We start from the raw sequence: 22,971 nt of genomic DNA, 5'->3' as shown, positions 1-22,971 counted from the left end.
CATCAGGAAGAGGGATAACGCCATGAGCAGCACCGTGGAGCTGACCAAGGAGAATTTCGACCAGACGGTCACGGAGAACGAGTTCGTTCTCATCGACTTCTGGGCGTCCTGGTGCGGGCCGTGCCGTTCGTTCGCCCCGGTCTACGAGAAGGCGGCGGCGGACAACCCGGACCTGGTGTTCGGCAAGGTGGACACCGAGGCGCAGCCGGAGCTGGCGGCGGCCTTCGGCATCCAGTCGATCCCGACGCTGATGATCGTCCGTGACCAGGTGGCCGTGTTCGCGCAGCCCGGCGCGCTCCCGGAGGCGGCTCTGACCGATGTGATCGGCCAGGCCCGCAAGCTGGACATGGACGAGGTGCGCAAGGCGGTCGCCGAGCAGCAGGCGCAGGCGGAGCAGTCCGGCGAGTAGCGGACACCGAAGGCAGCCGCCGGCCGGTCCGGCCGCCGCCCGGCGCCGCGGGGCCCTGTCTGACGGGACGGGCCCCGCCGCCGTGTCCGGGGCCGGTCAGCTGGATTCGCGGTGCACCACGGTGGCGCCCCGCACCGTGCGCCGCTCCGGTGCGCCGCCGGGGTCGCGTACGGCGCGGTCGACCAGCTCGGCGAGGTCGCGGCCCGCGGGCAGCTCGATGTGCACCGTGCTCAGCCGGGGCCGCAGCAGTCTGCCGAGCATCAGGTCGTCGGCGCCCACCACGGCCGTCTCCTCGGGCACGCGCAGGCCCACGTCCTGGAGGGCGCGCATCAGGAGCATGGCGTACTCGTCGTTGTAGGCGAACACCGCGTCCAGGCCGAGCGCGCGCCAGCGGGCGGCGAGCCGGGCCGCCGACTCCTCGTCGTAGCCGAGGGGAAGCTCGGTGACGGTCCCGTCGGTCCCGCTCAGGGCGCGCCGTACGCCTTCCAGGCGGGGCCGGGAGAACACCCCGAGCCCGCGTTCCTCGGGGACGACCACGCCGATCCGGCGCCGGCCGCGGGCGTACAGATGGGCTCCGGCGCGGTGGCCGACGCTGTGGTGGTCCAGGAGCACGGCGTGCGCCCCCTCGACGGCCTCGGGTCCGATGGTGACGACGGCCCGCGCCCCGGAGCGCCGCAGCACCGCGACCCCCTCGGGACCGATGCCGGTGCCGGGCACCAGGACGGCGACCGGGCGCAGTTCGGCCCAGGCGCGGGCGGCCTCCTCGCCGCGCAGACCGACGCTGCCGTGCTGCACGACGGTGTAGTCGAGGCGGCCCAGCGCCCACTGGAGCTCGTCGATGAACCCGTGGTACAGCGGCCCCATCGGGACGGCGGGCGTGGGCATCAGGACGATACGGCTGTGCCCGGCGCGCAGGCTGCGCGCGGCGGCGTGGGGCACATAGCCCAGTTCCTCGGCGGCGGCGCGGACCCGGCGGCGGGTGGGCTCGCTGATCCGCACGGCGCTGGTGTTGTTCAGGACGTAGGAGACGGTCGCGCGCGAGACACCCGCGAGACGGGCCACATCGGCACTCGTGGGGACGGAGTGCGGCAGTGGGGGTGTCGTCGACGAGGGCGCGGCGGCCTTGGGTATCTGCACCATGACGTACCGCATCTTGGCAGAAGCGCAAGGGAGTTGAGCGCGCGGGGGAAGCATCCCAGCCGGGTGCGCGACGGTCCGGTGGCCGACGGGGGACGCGTCGCGGGCGGCGCGATCGACGCCGAAACGATTCGCCGTACGCGGGTGACGCGTCGTACGCAGGTGATGCGTCGTACGCGGGTGATGCGTCGTACGCGGGTGATGCGTCGTACGCCGGTGATGCGCCGCACGAGCACGGTACACCCCGAACGTGTTCGTCACGAACTTGTTCGGAGCGAACACGTTCGTTACGGTGCAGGCATGACCGCACGCCCCGACACCCCCCGCAGCCGCCGCGACCGCCCCGCCAAGCCCGCCCTGACCCGGGAGGGCATCGTCGCCGCGGCGGTCGCCGTGCTGCGTGCCGAGGGCCTGGCGAAGGTGACCATGCGGCGCCTGGCCCAGGAACTCGACACCGGCCCGGCCTCGCTGTACGTGTACGTGCGCAACACCGCCGAGCTGCACGCGGCCGTCCTGGACGAGCTGCTGGGCACGGTCGGCGCGGCGCCCGCGCCCGAGGAGGGCGACTGGCGCGCGCGGCTGGAGGGGGTGCTCACGGCGTACGTCCGGATGCTGCACGCCCATCCGAGCCTCGCCCGCTCCGCGCTCACCGCCCGGCCCAGCGGCCCGCACTACCTGAATCTCATCGAGACGCTGCTCGCCCTGCTCGACGAGGGCGGTGTCCCGCCCGAGCGGGCGGCGTGGGGCGTGGACCTGCTGCTCCAGCACGCCACGGCGACGGCCGCCGAGCACTCCGCGCGCGGCGCGACGGCCGCAGGGCAGCGGGACGCCGACACCGGTGCCGACCCCCGCCCCGACGCCGACTGGGACGCGCTCACCCGCGCCCTGCACGGCGCCCGCGACACCACCCACCCGCACATCGCCGCGCTCGCGGGCCCGCTGCTGTCCGGCGCGCCCGAGGAGCGCCTGGCCTGGGGCCTCCGGGCCGTCATCAGCGGCATCGCGCACACCCCGGTCCCGGGCGCCGGCTGATCCCTCACGCCTGCGCCCCACCCCATCCGCGCCCTCGCCGCATCCGCACCCTCACGCTCACCCTTCCCCTTCATCCGGAGACACCCATGTCCCACACTCCCGTCCCGCACCACCCCATCGCCGTGATCGGCGCCGGGCTCGGCGGCCTCACGCTCGCCCGCGTCCTGCATGTGCACGGGATCGAGGCGGCCGTCTTCGACCTGGACGCCTCCCCCGCCGCACGCACCCAGGGCGGCATGCTCGACATCCACGAGGACTCGGGGCAGGCGGCGCTGCGCGCGGCCGGGCTGCACGAGCGGTTCAGCGAACTGGTCCTGCCGGGCGGCCAGGCCACACGGGTGCTCGACCGGCACGGGACCGTCCGGATGGACGAGCCCGACGACGGCACCGGCGGCCGGCCCGAGATCGACCGGGGCGACCTGCGCGACCTGCTGCTCGGCTCGCTGCCCGAGGCAGCCGTGCGCTGGGGCGCGAAGGTCACCGGGGCGCGCGGGCTGGGCGGCGGTCGGCACGAGGTGGCGCTCGCCGACGGCACCGTGTTCACCACGGATCTGCTGGTCGGCGCCGACGGCGCCTGGTCGCGGATCCGCCCGCTGGTCTCCGCCGCGCGGCCCGCCTACACGGGCGTGTCGTTCGTCGAGGCGGACCTGCGGGAGGCCGACGCGCGCCATCCGGTGGCCGCCGAGGTGGTGGGCGGCGGGTTCTTCTTCGCGCTCGGCGCGGGCCGGGGCTTCCTCGCGCACCGCGAGACGCACGGCGACCTGCATGTCTACGCGGCCGCCGTGGCGCCGGAGGACTGGCTGGACGGGATCGACTTCACCGACACGGACACCGCCAAGGAGCGGGTGCTCGACCGCTTCGCCGACTGGGACAAGAGCCTGCGGTCCCTGGTCGCGGACGCCGACGGCGCGCTGGTCCCGCGCCGGATCCACGCCCTGCCGGTCGGCCACCGCTGGGACCGGGTGCCCGGGGTGACGCTGCTGGGCGACGCCGCGCACCTGATGTCGCCGTTCGCGGGCGAGGGCGCGAATCTGGCCATGCTCGACGGGGCCGAACTGGCCGGATTTCTCGCCGCGCGGCCGGACGACACCGAGGCGGCGCTGCGGGCGTACGAGGAGCGGCTGTTCCCGCGCAGCGAGTCGGCGGCGGCCGAGTCGGCCCGCGGCGCGGCCCTGCTGTTCGGCGAGGACGCCCCGGACGCACTGCTGGAGATGTTCGCGTCCCACGGCTGAACGGGCCGGGAGACCCGGGAGAGGGCGCCGGTCAGGCAGCCGGGGGCGCCGAGGCGGTCAGCCGGGTGACCAGGTCGTACCAGCCGGTCTGGAGGCGTTCCATCGGCATCTGGCGCTGCCGGGTCAGATGGAAGATGAGCGCCGGTTCGAGAGAGCCCATCAGCGTGTGGGCGAGCAGTTCGGCGTCCGCCTCGGGGACCGCGTGGCGCAGCAGCATCACGACATGGCCGTACCGCACCCGGTGGGCCGGGACCAGATGCCTGCGGTCGGGGCACGCCTCGGCGGCCAGTTGGAGTTCCAGGTCGTCGGCGGCGCGGCGCAGCGCGGCGCAGCCGAAGGCCCGCAGCCGCTCCACCGGCGGCGCGCCCGGTCCGAGGGGCGCGGGACCGCTCAGGAAGGCCGCCTGGAACTTCTTCTCGGAGTGGTCCAGGAGCGCCGTCAGCAGTCCGGTGCGGTCGCCGAAGCGACGGAAGACCGTGCCCTTGCCCACCTGGGCGGCGGCGGCCACCGCCTCCATGGTGACCCCGGCGGCGCCGTGCTCGGCGACCAGCCGGGCCGCCGCGTCCAGCAGCCGGGCGCGGTTGCGCGCCGCGTCGGCCCGCAGGCAGGGCTCGTCCGAACCGGTGCCCAGCTCCAGCAACACCGGTTTGCCGTGGGGCTCTTGAGGCGTGGGGAAGGGCGGCAGAGCGCTGGACATGAAGACAGCGTAAAGCATGGGGAAGAAAACTGGACCGCGGTCCGGTTAACCTGGTAGAAAATTAAACGGACCTCGGTCCGGATCGTAACGGCAGTGTTTCACCCCCTTGGAGTCCCCCATGTCTGTTCGCATCCTCGCGCTCGTCGGCAGCCTGCGCGCCGGCTCGCACAACCGCCAGCTCGCCGAGGCTGCGGCGAAGCTCGCGCCCGAGGGCGCCGAGGTCCAGGTCTTCGAGGGCCTGGGCGACGTCCCGTTCTACAACGAGGACATCGACGCCGAGGGCAGCGTCCCGGCCGCCGCCGCCAAGCTGCGCGAGGCGGCCCAGGCCGCCGACGCCTTCCTGCTCTTCTCGCCCGAGTACAACGGCACCATCCCGGCCGTGCTGAAGAACGCCATCGACTGGCTGTCCCGCCCGTACGGCGCCGGCGCCTTCGGCGGCAAGCCCGTCGCCGTCGTCGGCACCGCGCTCGGCCAGTACGGCGGCGTGTGGGCGCACGACGACACCCGCAAGGCCGTGGGCATCGCCGGCGGCAAGGTGATCGAGGACATCAAGCTGTCCATCCCGGGCTCCGTGACCCGCTTCACCGAGATCCACCCGGCCGACGACACCGAGGTCGCCGCACAGCTGACCGAGGTCGTCGCCCGTCTGCGCGGCCACGCCGACGAGACCGTCGCCGTCTGAGGCTGCTGAACCACCGGCGAGGGGCCGGATCCGTGACATGCCCTGTCACGGATCCGGCCCCTTCGCGTCGCGCCCGTCCTCCCGGCGCCCGGCCGCTTCGCTCCGCCGCCTCGCGCTGCCCGGCCGTCGTGCGGGTATGCGGGTACGCGGGTATCCAGCGGCCGGGTCGTACCCCGCCGCGCACCGCACCGAGCACCGGCTCCGCCGTCCGGAGCCCCGAGGAGACGCCATGAGCAGTGCCGCCACCGGGTCCGTACCGCCGCCGTTCGATCCGGAGCTGGCCGCCGCGCTGGAGGAGGCCGGGGACCTGGCGCGGCCCGGGTTCGCCCCGCGGGACATCGAGAGCGCCCGGCGCGCCGCGGCCCTGGCCCTGGATCCGGCGGGCGGCCCGGACCTGACCCTGGACGGCGCCTTCGGGACCGCGGACCGGACCGTCCCGGGGCCACCGGGGGCGCCCGGGGTCTCCCTGCTCGTCTGCCGCCCCACCGCGAAGGCGGCGCCCGCGGCCCGCGCCGCCCGGCCCGTCCTCTACCACGTGCACGGCGGCGGCCTGGTCGCCGGGAACAACCGGGTCGGTCTGCCGACGGTCCTGGAGTGGGCGCGGGAGCTGGGCGCGGTCGTGGTGTCGGTGGAGTACCGGCTGGCGCCGGAACACCCGCACCCCGCACCGGTCGAGGACGTGTACGCCGGGCTGCGGTGGACGGCGGAGCGGACCGGGGAACTGGGCGGCGACCCGGAGCGGATCGTGCTCGTCGGCGCGAGCGCGGGCGGCGGGCTCGCGGCGGCGCTCGCGCTGCTGCTGCGCGACCGCCGGGGGCCGCGTCCCTGCGGGCAGCTGCTGCTGTCCCCGATGCTCGACGACCGCAACGACACGCCGTCCGCGCACCAGATGACGGGGGTCGGCCTCTGGGACCGCACGGCCAACGAGACCGCCTGGACCGCCCTGCTCGGTGACCGGCGGGGCGGTCCCGGGGTACCGCCGTACGCCGCGCCCGCCCGCGCGACGGACCTGTCCGGGCTGCCCCCGGCCTTCCTGGACGTCGGCTCGGCGGAGACCTTCCGCGACGAGGTCGTGGCCTACGCCTCCGGCATCTGGCGGGCCGGCGGTGTCGCGGAACTCCATGTGTGGCCCGGCGGCTGCCACGGCTTCGACGCCCTCGCCCCGCACGCGGCCCTGTCCGGCGCGGCGCAGGCGGCCCGGCTGGACTGGCTGCGCAGGCTGCTGGCGCCGGACCGGCGGGCCGGATGAGGCTCCCGCGCCGCCCGAGGCGTCCGGGCGCCGCGCCCCTCACGCCGTCAGCAGCGTGATCCCCAGGGCGATCAGGACGGCCACCTTGACGATCTCCAGGGCCACATAGACCAGGTGGTCGTGCGAGCGCGGGCCGTCCACCGGCTCGTCACCGGACAGGACGCGGTCGGATCTGCGGTTCAACCGGGGCCGGACGAGGAGCAGTTGCACCAGGAGGAGCACCGCGACGGCCGCGGTCAGGGCGATCACCGGCGCGGGGGCGCCGCCTGCGGCGACCGCGGCGATCACCACGGCCGCCGCGACGGCCTCCACCAGGTTCAGCGCCCGGAAGACCAGGCGGCCGATGCCCAGGCCGACGGGGATCGTCACTCCGGGGGCGCGGAACTTCAGGGGCGCCTCCAGGAAGGAGATGCCCAGCACCATGCCGAGCCAGACGAAGGTGACCGCGCTCGCCGTGGCGGCCGACGTGGAGTCCATGAAGGTGTCGCCTTTCCGCCCGGGGCACGGGCCGTGGTCGGCTCGCCGCCCGAGCAGGAGCGGACAGCCTCTTCTCGCCAGGATCCCGGTCCGGATCCGGGCCTGTTCGCATCATTCGGCGCACGTCACTCGACGCACATCACTCGACGCACGTCGTCGGCACACGTCATCGGCACACGTCACTCGGCGGCCGCCGCTCCGGCCGGGGCGGCGGCCAGGTGGGCCAGGCAGGATTCCGCGGTGGCGAACGGCTCCAGACCGCTCGCGGTGAGCGGCGCGCCCAGCTCCGCCAACGCGCCCTGCATCAGGCCGAGATGGAGCGGGCACACCAATTCCCCGTACTCCTCGGCCAGTTCGAGGAACGGGCAGTGCCGCAGCCGGATCCGTCGCGGCGGTCCGTCCCCGCCGCCGCCCTCGGACACCGGGTCGAACCCGAGGTCACCGAGCAGCGCGACCAGCCGGTCCGCCGACTCGGCGGCGGTGGGCGACGGACCGGACGGCGTCGGCGTCGGCAGGGGCAGGGGCAGTGATTCCGCCCGGGGAACGGCCTGCGGCTGCGACCGCGATGGCGGCTGCGCGAGGGAGCGGCCCCAGGCGCGGCCCGTGCGCACGGCGGCGTCCCGGGCGCCGGGGCCGCGGGAGGCCAGCTCGGCGAGCAGCACCCGGGCCAGCAGGTGGTACCCGCGGACACCGGCGCGGTCCATGCCCGGCCGGGGGGCGTACACCGTGCGGGGGCGGCCGGGTCCGGGGCGGCGGCCCGCGCGCCGGGGCTCCTCCGTGCGCCGCTCGACGCGCCCTTCGGCCACCAGTGCGTCGAGGTGGAACCGGACCGTGTTGGGGTGCACGCCGGTCCGCTCGGCGGTCTCCGCGACACCCAGCGGACCGGCGGCCGAGCGCAGCACGTCCAGCACGTCACGCCGCCGCGGGTTTCCCTGGGCAGCAGCCACGCCGGTCACCCCTTTCCACCTGCGGTGATTTTTCACGAGTCCGACATGGAATAATCGTAGGCGATGTGCCGCAGACACAAGGAAGAGGGGTGCGCCATGGTGTCGTCCGCCGCGCGGGACGCCGGTCCGGACGGAGCCGGGGAGCCGCAGCCGAGCCTCCTGTGCGACGCCCGGACGCTGGCCGGGGACCCTCCGGTGCCGGCCGGGGTGCTGTGGAAACTGGCGGAGAGCGGCCGCCAGCTCGACGCCAACCTCGTACGGCTCGCACCGGGCGGGCGCGTCGCCCCGCACGCCGAACCGGACCTGGACGTCCTGGTGTACGTGGTCTCCGGCGCGGGGACCCTCGGCGCGGGCCCGCGGGACGAGCCCCTCGCGCTGGCCGAGGGCGCGACGGTCTGGCTGCCGCACGGCTCCACGCGCAGCATCGCCGCGGGACCGGACGGCCTCGCCTACCTCACCGTGCACGGGCGCCGTCCCGGGATGCGGATCCGGTCGCACCGGGACAGCTCCTGAAGGCTCCTGACGATCCGTCAGGGACACCTTCCCGAACTCCTCGGCCTCCCCGCCCCCGAACTCCTCGACCGCCGTCCGCCGCGCGCGCCCGCGAGGTCCGCGGCGCCTTCCGGCGGCCGGTGGGGGACGCGTCCCGCGGCCCCACTAGGGTGCCCGCGTGACTGCTTTCACCCATGAGACCGACGAGACCGGCGGCCCCCGCGACGACGTCCCCGGCCGCCACGGCCCCGCCGCCACCACGGAGGCCGACCCGCGCGAGGTCGGCCGGGTGCGCACCGAGTACGCGCCCGCGCACGACGGCGACCCCGACCCCGGGGAGATCGTCTGGACCTGGGTCCCCTTCGAGGAGAACGACGGGCGGGGCAAGGACCGTCCGGTGCTCGTGGTGGCCCGGGAGGCGGCGGGGACGCTCCTCGCGGTGCAGTTGTCCAGCAAGGCGCACGACGGCGAACGCGAGTGGGTGGCGATCGGGAACGGGCCGTGGGACCGCACCGGGCGCGACTCCTGGGTCGCCGTCGACCGGGTGCTGCGGCTGCACGAGGACGGCATGCGGCGGGAGGCGTGCGCACTGGACCGGGCGCGGTTCGACACGGTGGTGCGGCGGCTGCGCGAGCGGTACGGCTGGAGCTGACCCCGGGGACGGCGTCCCGCGTCCCGCGCGGGGGGGGCGGACCCTCCCGGTCAGGCGAACGTCCGTACGAACGCCGCGCGCACGACGGTTCCCGGTGTCCGGTCCAGGACGCCGAACACCACGTGCTCGAAGGCGTCCGCGAACCGTCCGCCGGGCGCCAGCAGGGCCCGGAAGGCGGCCGCCACCTGCGCGGGGTCGTTGCGGAACACCCCGCACCCCCAGGCGCCGAGCACCAGCCGCCGGTAGCCGTGCGCGGCGGCGGTCTCCAGTACGCGTCCGGCGCGGGCGGCCAGGACCTCCGGCAGCCGGGCCGCGCGCTCGGGCGTGTCCCGCAGGACCACCCCGGCGTTCGGCGCCGCCGCGGTCAGGAAACCGGCGGTGTACGGCTCGTCCAGCAGCCGCCCCCGGTCGTCGCGGAAGACGGGCACGGCCGGTGAGTGGATCACCCGGTCGGAGTAGAACGGATCCCGGTGCATCCGGTGGTGCTCGTAGAACCCCCTGGCCTGAAGCAGACACGTGTGCAGCGCGGAGGCGCGGCACAGGGCCTCCTCCTGGGCCTGCGCGCCGTTGAGGTAGCCGCCGCCGGGATTGCGCGCCGAGGCGAAGTTCAGCACGGCCACGGGGCCGGTGAGGCGCCGGGCGGCGGCCAGGCTGCTCTCGCCCGTGACCTCGACGGTCGTCGCGACGGGTGTCCGGGCGGGCACGGGCACCGGCTCGGGGCCGTACACCCGGGTACCCGCGCGGGCGGCCTCGATGTCCGCCGCCAGCGGGACCGGGAGCCCGTCGGCGCGGCGATAGGAACCGGCCATGACGATCTGCTCGGTCTGCTGCGCGACACCGCGCAGACGCGCGCTCATGGCGTCACCCCCGTGCACGCCATGACCGCGCCCGGCGCGGCGCCCCCCGTTGCCCTCATGCACGCATCGTGGGCGATGCCGGGACCGCGGCGCAACGGAGTTTCCGCCGCCGCGACGCCGGGGGGCGGGCACCCGGCGCACCCGTCCGGCGCCGGGCCGCCGAAGCGCCGCACGGTCGCCGCCGACGGGCCGCGCTCGCGGCGTGACGCCGTGGGAAACATCGCGGAAACGGAGATTCCGGGGCACGATTGTCCCGTTCTGCACCCTTGTGCGAATCGGTCGCAGGGTTTTGGGTGGGACGGTGCGTCTCCGTCCCGGACCATCCGTCCCGGGCCGGTGGCATGGTGGAATCTCAGGAGGATCCCGACATGTCCGATTCGGCAAGTGGCTGTACGGAGCCCCGTACAGCCGTCACCGAGGCCGAGGTCGAGGCTCTGGTCACCGGCATCTGCTTCAAGACCGGACCGCCCCGCACCCTCGGCGTCGAAGTGGAATGGCTCGTCCACGAGCTGCGCGCGCCGCGGCTCCCTGTCACACCCGAACGTCTCGAAGCGGCCTACGCCGCCCTGCGGACCGTGCCCCTGGGGTCGGCGCTCACCGTCGAGCCCGGCGGACAGCTGGAACTCAGCTCACCGCCCGCCGCCTCCCTGACGGAGTGCGTCCGCACCGTCTCCGCCGACCTCGACCGCGTCCGCGCCGTACTGGCCGACGACGGCCTGTGCCTGGTCGGGCTCGGCCACGATCCCTGGCACACCCCGCGCAGGTTCCTGCGCGAGCCGCGCTACGACGCCCTGGAGACCTGCCTGGACCGGGGCGGCCCGGCCGGCCGGCACATGATGTGCACCTCCGCCTCCGTGCAGGTGAGCGTGGACGCGGGCCACGAGGAACCGGGTCCGCTCGGCCATGTGCGGCGCTGGTGGCTCGCGCACCATCTGGGCGCCGTCCTGGTGGCCGCCTTCGCCAACTCCCCGCTGGTCGGCCGACGGCCCACCGGCTGGCTCTCCACCCGGCAGCTGCTGTGGACCGAGATCGGTCCGGACCGGGCGGGCGCTCCCCCGCTGGACGGCACCCCCCGCACCACCTGGGCCCGGCACGTCCTGGACGCGCCGGTGATGTGCGTACGGCGCTCCGACGGGCCGTGGCACGTGCCCGAGGGCGTGACCTTCCGGGACTGGATACGCTCCGGCCTGCCGAGACCGCCGACCAGGGAGGATCTCGACTACCACCTGACCACGCTGTTCCCGCCGGTCCGCCCGCGCGGCCATCTGGAGCTGCGCATGATCGACGCGCAGCCCGGCGACGACGGGTGGATCGTGCCGCTCGCGGTGACGGCGGCGCTCTTCGACGACCCGGAGGCCGCGGAGACCGCGTACCGGGCCGTGAAGCCGCTGGCCGAGCGGGCCGGGTCCCGGCCCGCGCCGCACAATCCGCTCTGGACGACGGCGGCCCGCACCGCGCTGGCCGACCCGGAGCTGCACGAGGCGGCCGTCACCTGCTTCGAGGCCGCGCTCGCGGCCCTGCCCCGGCTCGGCGCCACCGCCGATGTCACCGGCGCCGTCGCCGCGTACCTGGACCGCTACGTCCGCGCGGGCCGCTGCCCCGCCGAGGATCTGCTCGACCGACCGGACGCCGGTGGGCACCGCCGCACCCACGGGAAGGACAGCCGCACATGACCGACCCCGCGCTCGACACCGCGACCGGCCCGGCGCCCGGCGCAGAGACCGACGGCGAGGCGCTGCGCGCCCGTGCGCTGGCCTCCCTGCGCACCGCCCGGGACCGCACCACGCTGCTGACCAGCTGTGTGGAGGAGCCCGACCTGACCGCGCAGCACTCGCCGCTGATGTCCCCGCTGGTGTGGGACCTCGCGCACATCGGCAACCAGGAGGAGCTGTGGCTGCTGCGGGCGGTCGGCGGCCGGGAGGCGATGCGCCCCGAGATCGACAGCCTCTACGACGCCTTCGAGCACCCGCGCTCCGAACGCCCCTCGCTGCCGCTGCTCGCGCCCGCCGAGGCGCGCGCCTACGCCTCGGAGGTGCGCTCCCGGGTGCTGGACGTACTGGAGTCCACCGCGCTGCACGGCACCCGGCTGACCGAAGCGGGCTTCGCCTTCGGCATGGTCGCGCAGCATGAACAGCAGCACGACGAGACAATGCTGATCACCCATCAGCTCCGCTCGGGCCCGCGGGCGCTGACCGCTCCGGACCCCGATCCGGTGCCGCTGTTCACCGGCCCCGCCGAAGTCCTCGTCCCCGGCGGCCCGTTCACCATGGGTACCTCCACCGAGCCGTGGGCGCTGGACAACGAACGGCCCGCGCACATACGGGAGGTGGCGCCGTTCTGGATCGACACCACTCCGGTGACCAACGCCGCCTACCGGGCGTTCCTCGACGACGGCGGGTACGAGGACCCGCGCTGGTGGGCGCCGGACGGCTGGAACCACATCCGGCGGCACGGCATCACCGCGCCGCTGTTCTGGCGCCGCGACGCCGGGCAGTGGCTGCGGCGGCACTTCGGCGCCACCGAGGCCGTACCGCCCGACGAGCCGGTGCTGCACGTGTCCTGGTACGAGGCCGACGCCTACGCCCGCTGGGCCGGGCGGCGGCTGCCCACCGAGACCGAGTGGGAGAAGGCCGCCCGGCACGACCCGGCGACCGGCCGCTCGGCCCGCTACCCGTGGGGCGACGCGGATCCGGCGCCCGAACACGCCAACCTGGGCCAGCGGCACCTGCGTCCGGCCCCGGCGGGCAGCTATCCGGCCGGTGCCTCCCCGCTGGGCGTACGGCAGCTCATCGGCGATGTGTGGGAGTGGACGGCGAGCGACTTCCTGCCCTACCCCGGGTTCGCCGCGTTCCCGTACAAGGAGTACTCGGAGGTGTTCTTCGGCCCGGAGTACAAGGTGCTGCGCGGCGGCTCGTTCGCCGTGGACCCGGTGGCCTGCCGGGGCACCTTCCGCAACTGGGACTATCCGGTCAGGCGGCAGATCTTCGCCGGGTTCCGCACCGCCCGCTCCGCTGCTCCCGGAGCGGTCTGATGTGCCGCCATCTGGCCTTCCTCGGGCCCGACGAGCCGCTGGGCCGGCTCCTGACCGAGCCGCCGCACAGCCTGTACCGCCAGGCGTGGGCGCCCCGGCAGCAGCGGTACGGCACGGTCAACGCCGACGGCTTCGGGGTCGGCTGGTACGCCGACGGCGACCCCGTGCCCGCCCGCTACCGCCGGGCCGGACCGATCTGGGCCGACCTGTCCTTCGCCGATCTGGCCCGGGTGGTGCGCTCCGGTGCGCTGCTCGCCGCGGTGCGGGACGCGACCATGGCGGGCGCGGACGCGGAGGCCGCGGCGGCGCCGTTCGCCGCCGAGCGCTGGCTGTTCAGCCACAACGGCGCCGTGACCGGCTGGCCGGGCTCCCTCGCGGGAACCGCCCGCACCCTCCCGGCCGAGGACCTGCTGAGCCTTCAGGCCCGCAGCGACTCCGCGCTGCTGTGGGCGCTGGTGCTGGCCCGGCTGCGGGCCGGTGACACCGCTCCCCAGGCGCTGTCCGACACCGTGCTGGAGGTCGCGGCGGCGGCCCCCGGCTCCCGGCTCAACCTGCTGCTCACCGACGGCCGTACGGTCACGGCGACCGCCTGGGGCGACACCCTGTGGTTCCTCGCCGACCAGGGCCGCCGCGCGGTGGCGGTCGCCTCCGAGCCGTACGACGACGATCCGCGCTGGCACCGGGTGCCCGACCGCACCCTGCTCACCGCGACCCGCCAGGACGTCCTGCTGACCCCGCTGAAGGACCTCAGCCGCAAGGATCCCGCCGGGGATCCGGCGTCCGCACCCGCAGAGGAGCCCCGCACGTGAGCCCGTTCCACCTCACCCGCATCCTGCCCGAGGACGCCATGGCCGCCGCACTGCGCGCCGACGTCCGCCACGGCCTGACCAGCGACCCGAAGGCGCTGCCGCCCAAGTGGTTCTACGACGCGCACGGCAGCGACCTGTTCGAGCAGATCACCCGGCTCCCCGAGTACTACCCGACCCGGGCCGAGCGGGAGATCCTGGCGAGCCGGGCGGCGGAGATCGCCGCCGCGCTGCCCGCCCGCACCCTGATCGAACTGGGCTCCGGCTCCTCGGAGAAGACCCGCCATCTGCTGGACGCCCTGCCCTCTCTGCACAGTTACGTCCCCGTGGACGTGAGCGAGAGCGCGCTGCGCCAGGCCGGGCAGGCGCTCACCGCCGAACGCCCCGGCCTGACCGTGCACGCGCTGCTCGCCGACTTCACCGCCGGACTCACCCTGCCCGGCGCACCGGGACCCAGGCTGCTGGCGTTCCTCGGCGGCACCATCGGCAATCTGCTGCCCGCCGAACGCGCGGCGTTCCTCGCCGGGGTACGCGCCCTGCTCTCCCCCGGCGACGCGCTGCTGCTCGGCACGGACCTGGTCAAGGACGAGCGGGTGCTGGTACGGGCGTACGACGACGACGCCGGGGTGACCGCCGCGTTCAACAAGAACGTCCTGGCCGTCGTCGACCGCGAACTGGGCGCCGACTTCGACCCGGACGCCTTCGACCACGTCGCCCTGTGGAACCCGGACGACGAGTGGATCGAGATGCGGCTGCGCTCGCGCACGGCGCAGACCGTGAAGGTGCCCGCCCTCGACCTCGCCGTCGACTTCGCCGCGGGCGAGGAGCTGCGCACCGAGGTCTCCGCCAAGTTCCGCCGCGAGGGCGTCACCGCGGAACTGGCCGCCGCCGGACTGGACCTGGTCCGGTGGTGGACGGACGACGAGGACCGCTTCGCGCTGTCGCTGAGCATGGCACGCTGAGCACCACGCCCGGCCCGCACGCCCCGTCCCGGCCGGGGAAAAGCCGGGCGACAGGGACCGGGGAGGACCGGGAGGTGCGCGATCCGCGCGAGGCGGTCGACCTGAGCGACAGGAATGCCGGTCCGGGCCGGGAAGCCGGTCCGGGCTGGGCAGCTGTGCCTCCCGGCGGCGGGAGCGGGTCAGGTCACCCGTCCGGGACCGGCCGCCGGACCGTTGGCGGGTGCGGTCCGCCCGCCGGTCCGGGGCCGGTCAGCGGATCGGCGGGCGGGCCGGGGCCCTCGTCAGCCCAGGCTCGGCTTCAGTTGTTCGGTGATGCGCTGTGAGGCGCGGCGTGCCTCGGTCTTCGCATCGGCGCCGTCGAGCACCTTGGTCATGTACCGCTTGATCGGGTTGTCGGTCTCGACGGCGGCCCACTGCGCCGTGTTGGGGGTGGCGCGGCCGTGCGCGGCCCCGGCCGCCATGGCCGCGACACCCGGTTCACCGGCGACCGCGGAGGCGAGCGTCGTCTTGTTGGGGACGTAGTTCATCGTGCGGGCCAGGTCGGTGTCCCACTTGGCGCCGGTGAGGGCGGCGACGACCGCGACGGCGGCGTCGCGGTCGCCGGTGTTGCGCGGCACGATGAGGTCGGAGCCGCCGGTGAACACGGAGCCGGGCCGGTCGGCCGACTTCCCCGGGACCGGGAAGAAGCCCAGCTTGTCCTTGAGCTCGGGGTTCTGCTGCACGATGGCCTGGGCGACACCCGGCACGGCCACGATCTGCGCCACCTTGCCCTTGGCGAACACACCGGCCTGCGGCGGGTGTTCCTCGTCGGCGCCGACCGGGCCGTCGCCGAGCGCCTGGAGCCGCCGGTAGAAGTCCATGCCGCGCAGGGCGGCCCGGCTGTCCAGGGCGCCCTGCCAGAGGTTGGCGTTCTCCTTGGCCAGCTCGCCGCCCTCGTCCCAGATGAAGCCGGAGAGCGTGTACCAGTCCTGACCGGCCAGGTAGATGCCCTGGTTGCCGCCCTTGTCGAGCTTCTCGGTGGCGCTCAGCCACTCCTCGCGGGTGCGCGGCGGGCTGTCGATGCCGGCCTCCTCGAACAGGTCCTTGCGGTAGACGACGACCCGGTTGGCGGCGTACCAGGGGATGCCGTACTGGGCGGAGTTGTCCTGCCCCGGCTCGGCCAGGCCCGGCACCCAGTCCTGCATGCCCCAGTCCCGCATGGACTCCAGTGTCAGGTTGGTCAGCCGGCCGCCCTCGACGTACTGGGCGACCTGGGTGTTGCCGACCTCGATGACGTCGGGTCCGTCCTTCCCGCCGCCGGAGAGGGCCTCCTGGACCTTGGGGCCGATGCCGGTCCATTCCTGGATACGGATGTCGAGGCGGAGGTCCTTGTGGGTGTGCTCGAAGTCCTCCGTGAAGCGGTGCAGGAAGTCCTGCGAGGCGCTGTCCTTCATGAGCCAGACGGTGACGGTCTGCCGTCCGCCCGTACCGCCGGACAGTGGTCCGCAGGCGCTGACCAGCGCGGCGGACACACAGACGAGGGCGAGGAGTCGACGTCTCACGAGCGGGTTCCAGTTCTGTCAGGTGCACAGGGAAGGTCCCGATGTGGGGGTCGAGCAGCGGGCTCGTACGGGGCGTGCTGGGATTTTGGTATGGACCAATACGGAGGTCAAGTGCCCGTCCGGTCACAATCCGCACATCTCGCGCGTGAGCCCCGTATGCGGCACCGTGGAGTGACGGGTGACACATGCCTCACGAGGTGTCACCCACCGCGACGTCCCCGTCGTCCGGCGCCGTCGGCGCCGCCCGCGAGAGGAGCAACCCCGCCATGAGCGACCATGTGTACCGGGTCACCGAGATCGTCGGCAGTTCCCACCAGGGCGTCGACGACGCCGTCCGCAACGCCGTCGCCCGCGCCTCGCAGACCGTGCGCAACCTGGACTGGTTCGAGGTGACGCAGGTCAGGGGCCAGATCGAGAACGGGCGGATCGAGCACTACCAGGTGGGCCTGAAGCTCGGTTTCCGCATCGAGGACGCCGGCTGAGGAGAGCTCCCCCCGGCCGCGTGCGACGGGCCGCCGGGTCTCAGGTGCGCCCCTCCCGCTCCTGCGCGTCCGCCAGGTCGGCCGAGGGGGCCGTCCAGCGGGCGCGCACCACCGGGAACCCCGCCCGTTCGGCGTCCAGGCACACCAGCTCGTCGTCGTCCACGAGCACCCGGATCTCCCGGTCGCGGGCGAGCCGGCGCAGGACCTCCAGCTTGGTGGTGCGGGCGGGCCTGCGGTCGGCGTCGCGCCGCATGTGGACCCGCCCGGCCGGCAGTCCGTGCGCCTCCAGCCAGTCGAGGGTGTCCCGGCGGCACCGCTCGGGCCGCCCGGTGAGGTAGACGACCTCGCACTCCCGTGCGCTGTCGCGGGCCAGCCGCACCCCCTCGGCGAGCGGCGGGTCCTGGGGCGCGGCGGCGAAGAACGCGTCCCAGTCGCGCGGCCCGCGCTCCAGGAAGCGCTGCCGGTGCGCCGTGTCGGCGAGGGTGTTGTCCAGGTCGAACACCGCGAGGGGCCGCTTGCTGCTGTCCGTCACGCGTCCACCCTAGACGGACCGGGCACAGCCGTCCGGATGCGGGGTGCGGCACCGCGTCCGATGCTGGGTACATGCCCGGAGCGCTGCCCGTCACCGTGTACCCGCCCTCCCCCACCGGCGGCCGCCGGGTCCGTGTGAACGGCGAGATCCTCGGTCTCGCCTACGACACCGCGGACGTCGCCGAGTTCCTGCGCCGCGCCGGACTCGACGTCGACCCCGTGGAGGTGACGGTCTCCCCGCTCATCGAGTGGCGCGGGGTCGGACCGGAGTACTGGGGCCCGGAGCCCGGCGGCGGGTCCGGCTGAGCGGGGATCCGGGACGCGGCGCGCGAGCGGGAATCCCGGGCGCGCCGGCGCGTTGAAAGCGATGTGAGTTCTCTGATCGCGTCCACCCGCTTCTCCGTCCTCGACCGCTCCCGTACCCGCGAGGGCCGCCCGGCCGCCGAGGCGCTGCGGGACACCGTCTCCCTGGCCCAGGAGGCGGAACGGCTCGGCTACCACCGGTTCTGGGTGTCGGAGCACCACGGCGTGCCCGGGGTCGCCGGGTCGGCGCCGACCGTGCTGGCCGCCGCCGTGGCCGCCGCGACGCGCACCGTCCGCGTGGGCACGGGCGGGGTGATGCTGCCCAACCACCGCCCGCTGGTCGTGGCCGAGCAGTTCGGGGTGCTGGAGTCGCTGTTCCCCGGGCGCATCGACATGGGCCTGGGCCGCTCGGTGGGCTTCACCGACGGCGTACGCCGCGCCCTGGGCCACGGCAAGGGCGACGCGGAGGACTTCGCGGCGCAGCTCGCCGAGCTGCTCGGCTGGTTCGAGGGCACCTCCGGGACCGGGGCGCACGCCCGGCCCGCCGAGGGGCTGCGGGTGCCGCCGTTCGTGCTGGCCATGGGCGAGGGCGCGGTGATCGCCGCCCGCGCGGGCCTGCCCATGGTCGTCGGGGATCTGCGCGACCGGGAGAAGATGCTGCGCGGTGTCGAGCGCTACCGGTCGGCGTTCCGCCCCTCGGCGTGGGCGGCCGAGCCGTACGTCGTGATCTCGGGCACGGTCGCGGTGGCCGGCACCGAGGCGGAGGCCCGCAGGCTGCTGGTGCCCGAGGCGTGGGCCATGGCCCACGCCCGCACCCGCGGCACCTTCCCGCCGCTGGCACCGGCCGAGCACGTCGAGGCCCTGCCGATGACCGCCAAGGAGCGCGGCCTCTACGAGTCCGGTCTGTCCGGCCAGCTCGCCGGGACCGCCGACCAGGTCGCGGACGCGCTGGAGACGGTGCTGCGGGAGACGGCCGCCCAGGAGGTACTGGTCACCACCAGCTCGTACGACCGGACGGCGCTGGTCGGCTCCTACCGGCGGCTCGCGGAGGTCTTCACCGGCCGCGACGGGGCGGCGGCGCGGCCCGGAGCCCGGTCCGCCACCACCTGACGGCCCGGGTCCGCCACTCCCTGACGGTCCGGGTCCGTCACCCCCTGACGAGCCGCCACCCCCCGATGAGACGCGGCCGCCTGACGGTCCGTCAGATGATCGGCTCCTGCGCGGCGGCCGGACCGGCGGCCAGCAGTGCAGTGATCTCGTCGGCGAGACGCGGGCCCAGCTCGCCCCAGCCGTCCTTGTAGCCGTAGACACCGGCCAGCGTGCGGGCCTCGTAGTCGCCGTTCAGGATCTCGATGTCGCCGGGGGTGATGAGTGCCGGGTGGGCGACGCCGACCGCCGACGAGAGCTTCATCAGCTCCTTGCGCAGCTGGCGCAGGTAGACACCGGCCCGGTTGGCCTTCGAGGCCGGGTCGATGCCGCGGGCCAGCCACGGGTTCTGGGTGGCGATGCCGGTGGGGCACTTGTCGGTGTGGCACTTCTGCGCCTGGATGCAGCCGATCGACAGCATCGCCTCACGGGCCACGTTGACCATGTCGACGCCCAGGGCGAAGGCGACCGCGGCGTTCTCGGGCAGGCCGAGTTTGCCGGACCCGATGAAGGTCAGGTCGTCGGTCAGTCCCTGCTCCGCGAAGGTGCCGTAGACCCGGGAGAAGCCCATGCGGAACGGCAGCGACACCGAGTCGGCGAAGGTCAGCGGCGCCGCGCCGGTGCCGCCCTCGCCGCCGTCGACGGTCACGAAGTCGACACCGCGGTCACCGCGCGCCATCAGCGCGGCCAGTTCCTCCCAGAAGCCCAGTTCGCCCACCGCGCTCTTGACGCCGACCGGCAGTCCGGTCTCGGCGGCGATCAGTTCGACGAAGTCGAGCATCGAGTCGACATCGCCGAAGGCGGTGTGCCGCGACGGGGAGGCGCAGTCCTTGCCGACCGGGATGCCGCGGATCTCGGCGATCTCCGGGGTCACCTTCGCGCCCGGCAGCATCCCGCCGAGACCGGGCTTGGCGCCCTGGGAGAGCTTGATCTCGATGGCCTTGACCGGGGCGCTCGCGACCACCTGCTTGAGCTTGTCGAGGTTGAAGGTGCCGTCCTCGTCGCGGCAGCCGAAGTAGGCGGTGCCGATCTGGAGGACGAGATCGCCGCCCCTGCGGTGGTACGGCGACAGGCCGCCCTCGCCCGTGTTGTGCATCGCGCCCGCGAGCGCCGCCCCTTCGTTCAGCGCCGTGATCGCCGCGCCGGAGAGCGAGCCGAAGCTCATCGCCGAGATGTTCACCACGCTCGCAGGCCGGAACGCCCCGGCGCGCCCGCGCGGGCCGCCCAGCACCTTGGCCGAGGGCAGCGCCGACTGCGGGTCGTGCAGGTCGGGCAGCGGCCCGGCGAACGTGCGCTGCTTCAGGTACGCGTGGCCCTGCATGTGTTCCACGTCGTTGTCGGTGCCGAACCCGAAGTAGTTGTTCTCCTCCTTCGACGACGCGTAGATCCAGGTGCGCTGGTCGCGGCTGAAGGGGCGCTCCTCGTCGTTGGAGGTCACGATGTACTGCCGCAGCTCCGGCCCGATCGTCTCCAGCAGGTACCGGGCGTGGCCGACCACCGGGAAGTTGCGGAGCAGTGCGTGCTTCTTCTGGACGAGGTCACGGGCGGCGACCGCCGCCAGTGCCGTCGCGGTGGCCGCGACGATGGTCCGGGCGCGCATGGACGTTCCTCTCGGTGCTCGACTCCGTCGCCGGGCGACGGGCGTCGTCGTGTCGTGTCGGGCGTCGCACGGCGGGCACGACGAGGTGGGCGTCGGCGTCCGTCGGAGAACGCGAAATGATATTAGAGGTCCGCACGGACGGGCCTGCGGCCAGGGCCGCGGTCCGGACGTTCGCCCTGGTGACGGCGGTGCGCCGACAGGACCGACGCCCGATGGGGCGGCTCTGGGGCGTTTGCGTAGGATCCTGTGGTTTGCCCGCTGTCGTCCCTCTCTGTCTGGAGCCGTGCCATGCCGACCCCTCACGACCAGTACGTCCGTGTCCGCGGGGCCCGCGAGCACAATCTCCGCGGGGTCGACGTCGATGTGCCGCGGGACGCGCTGGCCGTGTTCACGGGGGTGTCGGGCTCGGGGAAGTCGTCGCTGGCGTTCGGGACGGTCTACGCGGAGGCGCAGCGGCGCTACTTCGAGTCGGTGGCGCCGTACGCGCGCCGGCTGATCCACCAGGTGGGGGCGCCGAAGGTCGGGGACATCAGCGGGCTGCCGCCGGCCGTCTCGCTCCAGCAGCGGCGGGCGGCGCCGACCTCGCGGTCCTCGGTGGGCACCCTGACGAATCTGTCCAACTCGCTGCGGATGCTGTTCTCCCGGGCCGGTGACTACCCGCCGGGCGCCGAGCGCCTCGACTCGGACGCCTTCTCGCCGAACACGGCGGCCGGGGCCTGCCCGGAGTGCCACGGCCTCGGGCGGGTGCACCGGACGACCGAGGAACTGCTCGTCCCCGACCCCTCGCTCTCGGTGCGCGAGGGCGCGATCGCCGCGTGGCCGGGTGCCTGGCAGGGCAAGAACCTGCGGGACATCCTCGCCGCGCTCGGCGTCGACGTGGACCTGCCCTGGCGTGAACTGCCCGCCGAGCGGCGCGCGTGGATCCTGTTCACGGACGAGCAGCCGGTGGTGACGGTGCACCCGGTGCGGGAAGCGGACCGCATCCAACGGCCTTATCAGGGCACGTACATGAGCGCCCGCCGGTATGTGATGAAGACGTTCGCCGAGTCGAAGAGCCCGGCGCTGCGCGCGAAGGCCGAACGGTTCCTGGCCTCCGCGCCCTGCCCGCTGTGCGGCGGGGGCAGGCTGCGCCCCGAGGCGCTGGCCGTCACCGTCGCGGGCCGTACCATCGCCGAACTGGCTGCGCTGCCGCTGACCGAGCTGGCCGGCCTGCCCGACGGGGCCACCGAGGCCGCCCGGGTCCTGACCGGCGACCTGCGCGCGCGGATCGCGCCGATCGTCGAACTGGGCCTCGGCTACCTCTCCCTGGACCGGTCCACGCCCACCCTGTCGACGGGCGAACTCCAGCGCCTGCGGCTGGCCACGCAGTTGCGGTCCGGACTGTTCGGGGTGGTGTACGTCCTGGACGAGCCGTCGGCCGGGCTGCACCCGGCGGACACCGAGGCCCTGCTCACGGTGTTGCGGCGGCTCAGGGACGCGGGGAACTCCCTGTTCGTGGTGGAGCACCACATGGACGTGGTGCGCGCGGCGGACTGGGTGGTGGACGTCGGCCCGCTGGCCGGGGAGCACGGGGGCCGGGTGCTGCACAGCGGGCCGGTGGAGGCGCTGGCGCGGGTGCCCGGGTCGGCCACGGCGCGGTTTCTGTTCGGCCGCGCCGCCGCGCCCGAGCGTCCGGCGCGGCGGCCGCGCGGGGAGGTGACGGTCGGCCCGGTCACCCGGCACAACCTGCGCGGGGTGACGGCCCGATTCCCGCTGGGCGTCTTCACCGCGGTCACCGGGGTGTCCGGGTCCGGCAAGTCCACGCTGATCGGCGAGATCACCGAGGAACTGCCGGGCGTGGGGCGGCTGGTGTCGGTGGACCAGCGGCCGATCGGGCGCACCCCGCGCTCCAACCTGGCCACCTACACCGGGCTGTTCGACGTGGTGCGCAAGGTGTTCGCGGACACCGACGCGGCACGCGGACTCGGGTACGGCGTGGGCCGGTTCTCGTTCAACGTGGCCGGGGGCCGGTGCGAGACCTGCCAGGGCGAGGGGTTCGTGAGCGTGGAACTGCTCTTCCTGCCCAGTACGTACGCCCCGTGCCCGGACTGCGGCGGCGCCCGCTACAACCCCGGGACGCTGCGCGTGACGTACCGGGGGCGCAGCATCGCCGAGGTGCTGGACCTGACGGTGGAGAGCGCGGCGGAGTTCTTCGCCGACGTCCCGGCCGCCGCGCGCAGCCTGGACACGCTGCTCGACGTGGGGCTCGGGTATCTGCGCCTGGGCCAGCCCGCCACCGAGCTGTCGGGCGGCGAGGCCCAGCGCATCAAGCTCGCGAGCGAACTCCAGCGCGGCCGCCGGGGCCACACCCTCTACCTCCTGGACGAGCCGACGACGGGGCTGCACCCGGCCGATGTCGAGGTCCTGATGCGGCAGTTGCACGGTCTGGTCGACGCCGGGCACACGGTGGTCGTCGTCGAGCACGACATGTCCGTCGTCGCGGACGCCGACCATGTGGTGGACATGGGCCCCGGCGGCGGGGACGCGGGCGGCCGGATCGTGGCGGCGGGGACCCCGGCGGAGGTGGCGCGGGCGCGGGGCAGCGCCACGGCGCCGTATCTGGCCCGCGCCCTCGAACGTGCCCGGCCCGGCGGCACGGAGGAGGACGGCGCGCGGGACTGAGCGTCCCGGTCAACGGGCCTGCCGGTGCGGTGCGTCGCCCGAGGA

23 protein-coding genes are annotated in these 22,971 nt (G+C 74.5%); 15 read left to right on the top strand and 8 right to left on the bottom strand.

Annotated elements, in window-relative coordinates:
* Nucleotides 1-22 precede the first annotated feature (22 nt).
* The gene (gene trxA / locus ACWDYF_RS03330) at nt 23-409 is read left to right on the top strand and encodes a thioredoxin (RefSeq protein WP_381744131.1); all 387 of its coding nucleotides are present in this window, start codon (nt 23-25) and stop codon (nt 407-409) included.
* A 96-nt stretch (nt 410-505) separates the two neighbouring features.
* On the opposite strand, the gene ACWDYF_RS03325 is transcribed toward trxA, so the two are convergent.
* Complete coding sequence (locus tag ACWDYF_RS03325; protein ID WP_037890142.1) at nt 506-1,549, bottom strand: LacI family DNA-binding transcriptional regulator; 1,044 nt, start codon at nt 1,547-1,549, stop codon at nt 506-508.
* A gap of 297 nt (nt 1,550-1,846) precedes the next feature.
* Between ACWDYF_RS03325 and ACWDYF_RS03320 the strand changes: the two genes are divergently transcribed.
* Together ACWDYF_RS03320 and ACWDYF_RS03315 are read left to right on the top strand one after the other, a co-directional pair.
* Nucleotides 1,847-2,578 carry a TetR/AcrR family transcriptional regulator gene (locus ACWDYF_RS03320; protein WP_389463856.1) on the top strand — a complete coding sequence of 244 codons (732 nt, stop codon included), beginning with the start codon at nt 1,847-1,849 and terminating at the stop codon, nt 2,576-2,578.
* A gap of 86 nt (nt 2,579-2,664) precedes the next feature.
* Complete coding sequence (locus ACWDYF_RS03315; RefSeq protein WP_389463854.1) at nt 2,665-3,810, top strand: FAD-dependent oxidoreductase; 1,146 nt, start codon at nt 2,665-2,667, stop codon at nt 3,808-3,810.
* 31 nt (nt 3,811-3,841) lie between these two features.
* Here ACWDYF_RS03315 and ACWDYF_RS03310 read toward each other — a convergent pair whose 3' ends face one another.
* Nucleotides 3,842-4,507, bottom strand: coding sequence for a TetR/AcrR family transcriptional regulator (locus tag ACWDYF_RS03310; protein ID WP_037873706.1), 666 nt, complete (start codon nt 4,505-4,507; stop codon nt 3,842-3,844).
* 118 nt (nt 4,508-4,625) lie between these two features.
* Between ACWDYF_RS03310 and ACWDYF_RS03305 the strand changes: the two genes are divergently transcribed.
* Together ACWDYF_RS03305 and ACWDYF_RS03300 are read left to right on the top strand one after the other, a co-directional pair.
* Complete coding sequence (locus ACWDYF_RS03305; RefSeq protein ID WP_018568086.1) at nt 4,626-5,189, top strand: NAD(P)H-dependent oxidoreductase; 564 nt, start codon at nt 4,626-4,628, stop codon at nt 5,187-5,189.
* A gap of 229 nt (nt 5,190-5,418) precedes the next feature.
* On the top strand, nt 5,419-6,438 hold the full coding sequence (locus ACWDYF_RS03300; protein ID WP_389463851.1) for an alpha/beta hydrolase: 1,020 nt from the start codon (nt 5,419-5,421) through the stop codon (nt 6,436-6,438).
* A 39-nt stretch (nt 6,439-6,477) separates the two neighbouring features.
* On the opposite strand, the gene ACWDYF_RS03295 is transcribed toward ACWDYF_RS03300, so the two are convergent.
* Nucleotides 6,478-6,915: a hypothetical protein gene (locus ACWDYF_RS03295; RefSeq protein ID WP_389463849.1), complete on the bottom strand. Its 438-nt coding sequence runs from the start codon at nt 6,913-6,915 to the stop codon at nt 6,478-6,480.
* 179 nt (nt 6,916-7,094) lie between these two features.
* Nucleotides 7,095-7,871, bottom strand: coding sequence for a helix-turn-helix transcriptional regulator (locus ACWDYF_RS03290; protein ID WP_389463847.1), 777 nt, complete (start codon nt 7,869-7,871; stop codon nt 7,095-7,097).
* A gap of 87 nt (nt 7,872-7,958) precedes the next feature.
* On the opposite strand from ACWDYF_RS03290, the gene ACWDYF_RS03285 reads away from it, so the two are divergent.
* Both ACWDYF_RS03285 and ACWDYF_RS03280 read left to right on the top strand, forming a co-directional pair.
* Nucleotides 7,959-8,375 (top strand): cupin domain-containing protein, encoded by a 417-nt coding sequence (locus tag ACWDYF_RS03285; protein WP_381744125.1) that lies wholly within the window; start codon nt 7,959-7,961, stop codon nt 8,373-8,375.
* Between the two features lie 157 nt (nt 8,376-8,532).
* The gene (locus tag ACWDYF_RS03280) at nt 8,533-9,006 is read left to right on the top strand and encodes a type II toxin-antitoxin system PemK/MazF family toxin (protein WP_381744124.1); all 474 of its coding nucleotides are present in this window, start codon (nt 8,533-8,535) and stop codon (nt 9,004-9,006) included.
* A 50-nt stretch (nt 9,007-9,056) separates the two neighbouring features.
* Here the strand turns inward: ACWDYF_RS03280 and ACWDYF_RS03275 are convergent, their stop codons facing one another.
* Complete coding sequence (locus ACWDYF_RS03275) at nt 9,057-9,863, bottom strand: TIGR02452 family protein (RefSeq protein ID WP_389463844.1); 807 nt, start codon at nt 9,861-9,863, stop codon at nt 9,057-9,059.
* 368 nt (nt 9,864-10,231) lie between these two features.
* Between ACWDYF_RS03275 and egtA the strand changes: the two genes are divergently transcribed.
* Genes egtA through egtD form a run of 4 tightly spaced genes read left to right on the top strand, consistent with a single transcriptional unit; the run spans nt 10,232 to nt 14,662 of the window.
* A complete protein-coding gene (gene egtA, locus ACWDYF_RS03270; RefSeq protein ID WP_381744122.1) occupies nt 10,232-11,536 on the top strand; it encodes an ergothioneine biosynthesis glutamate--cysteine ligase EgtA in 1,305 nt (434 codons plus the stop codon).
* Nucleotides 11,533-12,894, top strand: coding sequence for an ergothioneine biosynthesis protein EgtB (gene egtB / locus ACWDYF_RS03265; RefSeq protein ID WP_389463841.1), 1,362 nt, complete (start codon nt 11,533-11,535; stop codon nt 12,892-12,894). Before egtA ends, egtB begins: the two co-directional genes overlap by 4 nt.
* On the top strand, nt 12,894-13,703 hold the full coding sequence (gene egtC, locus ACWDYF_RS03260) for an ergothioneine biosynthesis protein EgtC (RefSeq protein WP_389463839.1): 810 nt from the start codon (nt 12,894-12,896) through the stop codon (nt 13,701-13,703). The genes egtB and egtC overlap by 1 nt, the downstream gene beginning before the upstream one ends.
* Nucleotides 13,700-14,662: an L-histidine N(alpha)-methyltransferase gene (gene egtD / locus ACWDYF_RS03255; RefSeq protein WP_389463837.1), complete on the top strand. Its 963-nt coding sequence runs from the start codon at nt 13,700-13,702 to the stop codon at nt 14,660-14,662. Before egtC ends, egtD begins: the two co-directional genes overlap by 4 nt.
* 281 nt (nt 14,663-14,943) lie before the next feature.
* Here the strand turns inward: egtD and ACWDYF_RS03250 are convergent, their stop codons facing one another.
* Nucleotides 14,944-16,203, bottom strand: coding sequence for an extracellular solute-binding protein (locus ACWDYF_RS03250; RefSeq protein ID WP_037890113.1), 1,260 nt, complete (start codon nt 16,201-16,203; stop codon nt 14,944-14,946).
* Nucleotides 16,204-16,469: 266 nt separating this feature from the next.
* On the opposite strand from ACWDYF_RS03250, the gene ACWDYF_RS03245 reads away from it, so the two are divergent.
* Nucleotides 16,470-16,685 carry a dodecin gene (locus tag ACWDYF_RS03245; RefSeq protein WP_026252576.1) on the top strand — a complete coding sequence of 72 codons (216 nt, stop codon included), beginning with the start codon at nt 16,470-16,472 and terminating at the stop codon, nt 16,683-16,685.
* 40 nt (nt 16,686-16,725) lie between these two features.
* Here ACWDYF_RS03245 and ACWDYF_RS03240 read toward each other — a convergent pair whose 3' ends face one another.
* Nucleotides 16,726-17,217, bottom strand: a complete 492-nt coding sequence (locus ACWDYF_RS03240) for a phosphatase domain-containing protein (protein ID WP_389463834.1) — start codon at nt 17,215-17,217, stop codon at nt 16,726-16,728.
* 71 nt (nt 17,218-17,288) lie between these two features.
* On the opposite strand from ACWDYF_RS03240, the gene ACWDYF_RS03235 reads away from it, so the two are divergent.
* Nucleotides 17,289-17,522, top strand: a complete 234-nt coding sequence (locus ACWDYF_RS03235) for a hypothetical protein (RefSeq protein WP_018568100.1) — start codon at nt 17,289-17,291, stop codon at nt 17,520-17,522.
* A gap of 63 nt (nt 17,523-17,585) precedes the next feature.
* Entirely contained in the window at nt 17,586-18,629 is a 1,044-nt protein-coding gene (locus ACWDYF_RS03230; RefSeq protein WP_389463831.1) for an MsnO8 family LLM class oxidoreductase, read from the top strand.
* A gap of 91 nt (nt 18,630-18,720) precedes the next feature.
* Here ACWDYF_RS03230 and ACWDYF_RS03225 read toward each other — a convergent pair whose 3' ends face one another.
* Entirely contained in the window at nt 18,721-20,265 is a 1,545-nt protein-coding gene (locus tag ACWDYF_RS03225; RefSeq protein ID WP_381744116.1) for an FMN-binding glutamate synthase family protein, read from the bottom strand.
* Between the two features lie 288 nt (nt 20,266-20,553).
* Between ACWDYF_RS03225 and ACWDYF_RS03220 the strand changes: the two genes are divergently transcribed.
* Nucleotides 20,554-22,926 (top strand): ATP-binding cassette domain-containing protein, encoded by a 2,373-nt coding sequence (locus tag ACWDYF_RS03220; protein ID WP_389463829.1) that lies wholly within the window; start codon nt 20,554-20,556, stop codon nt 22,924-22,926.
* The last annotated feature ends 45 nt before the right edge of the window (nt 22,927-22,971 follow it).

This window comes from Streptomyces sp. NPDC003284, assembly GCF_053589675.1.
The sequence above is the reverse complement of the archived record's forward strand: the minus strand, read 5'-3'. Positions and strand labels throughout refer to the sequence as shown.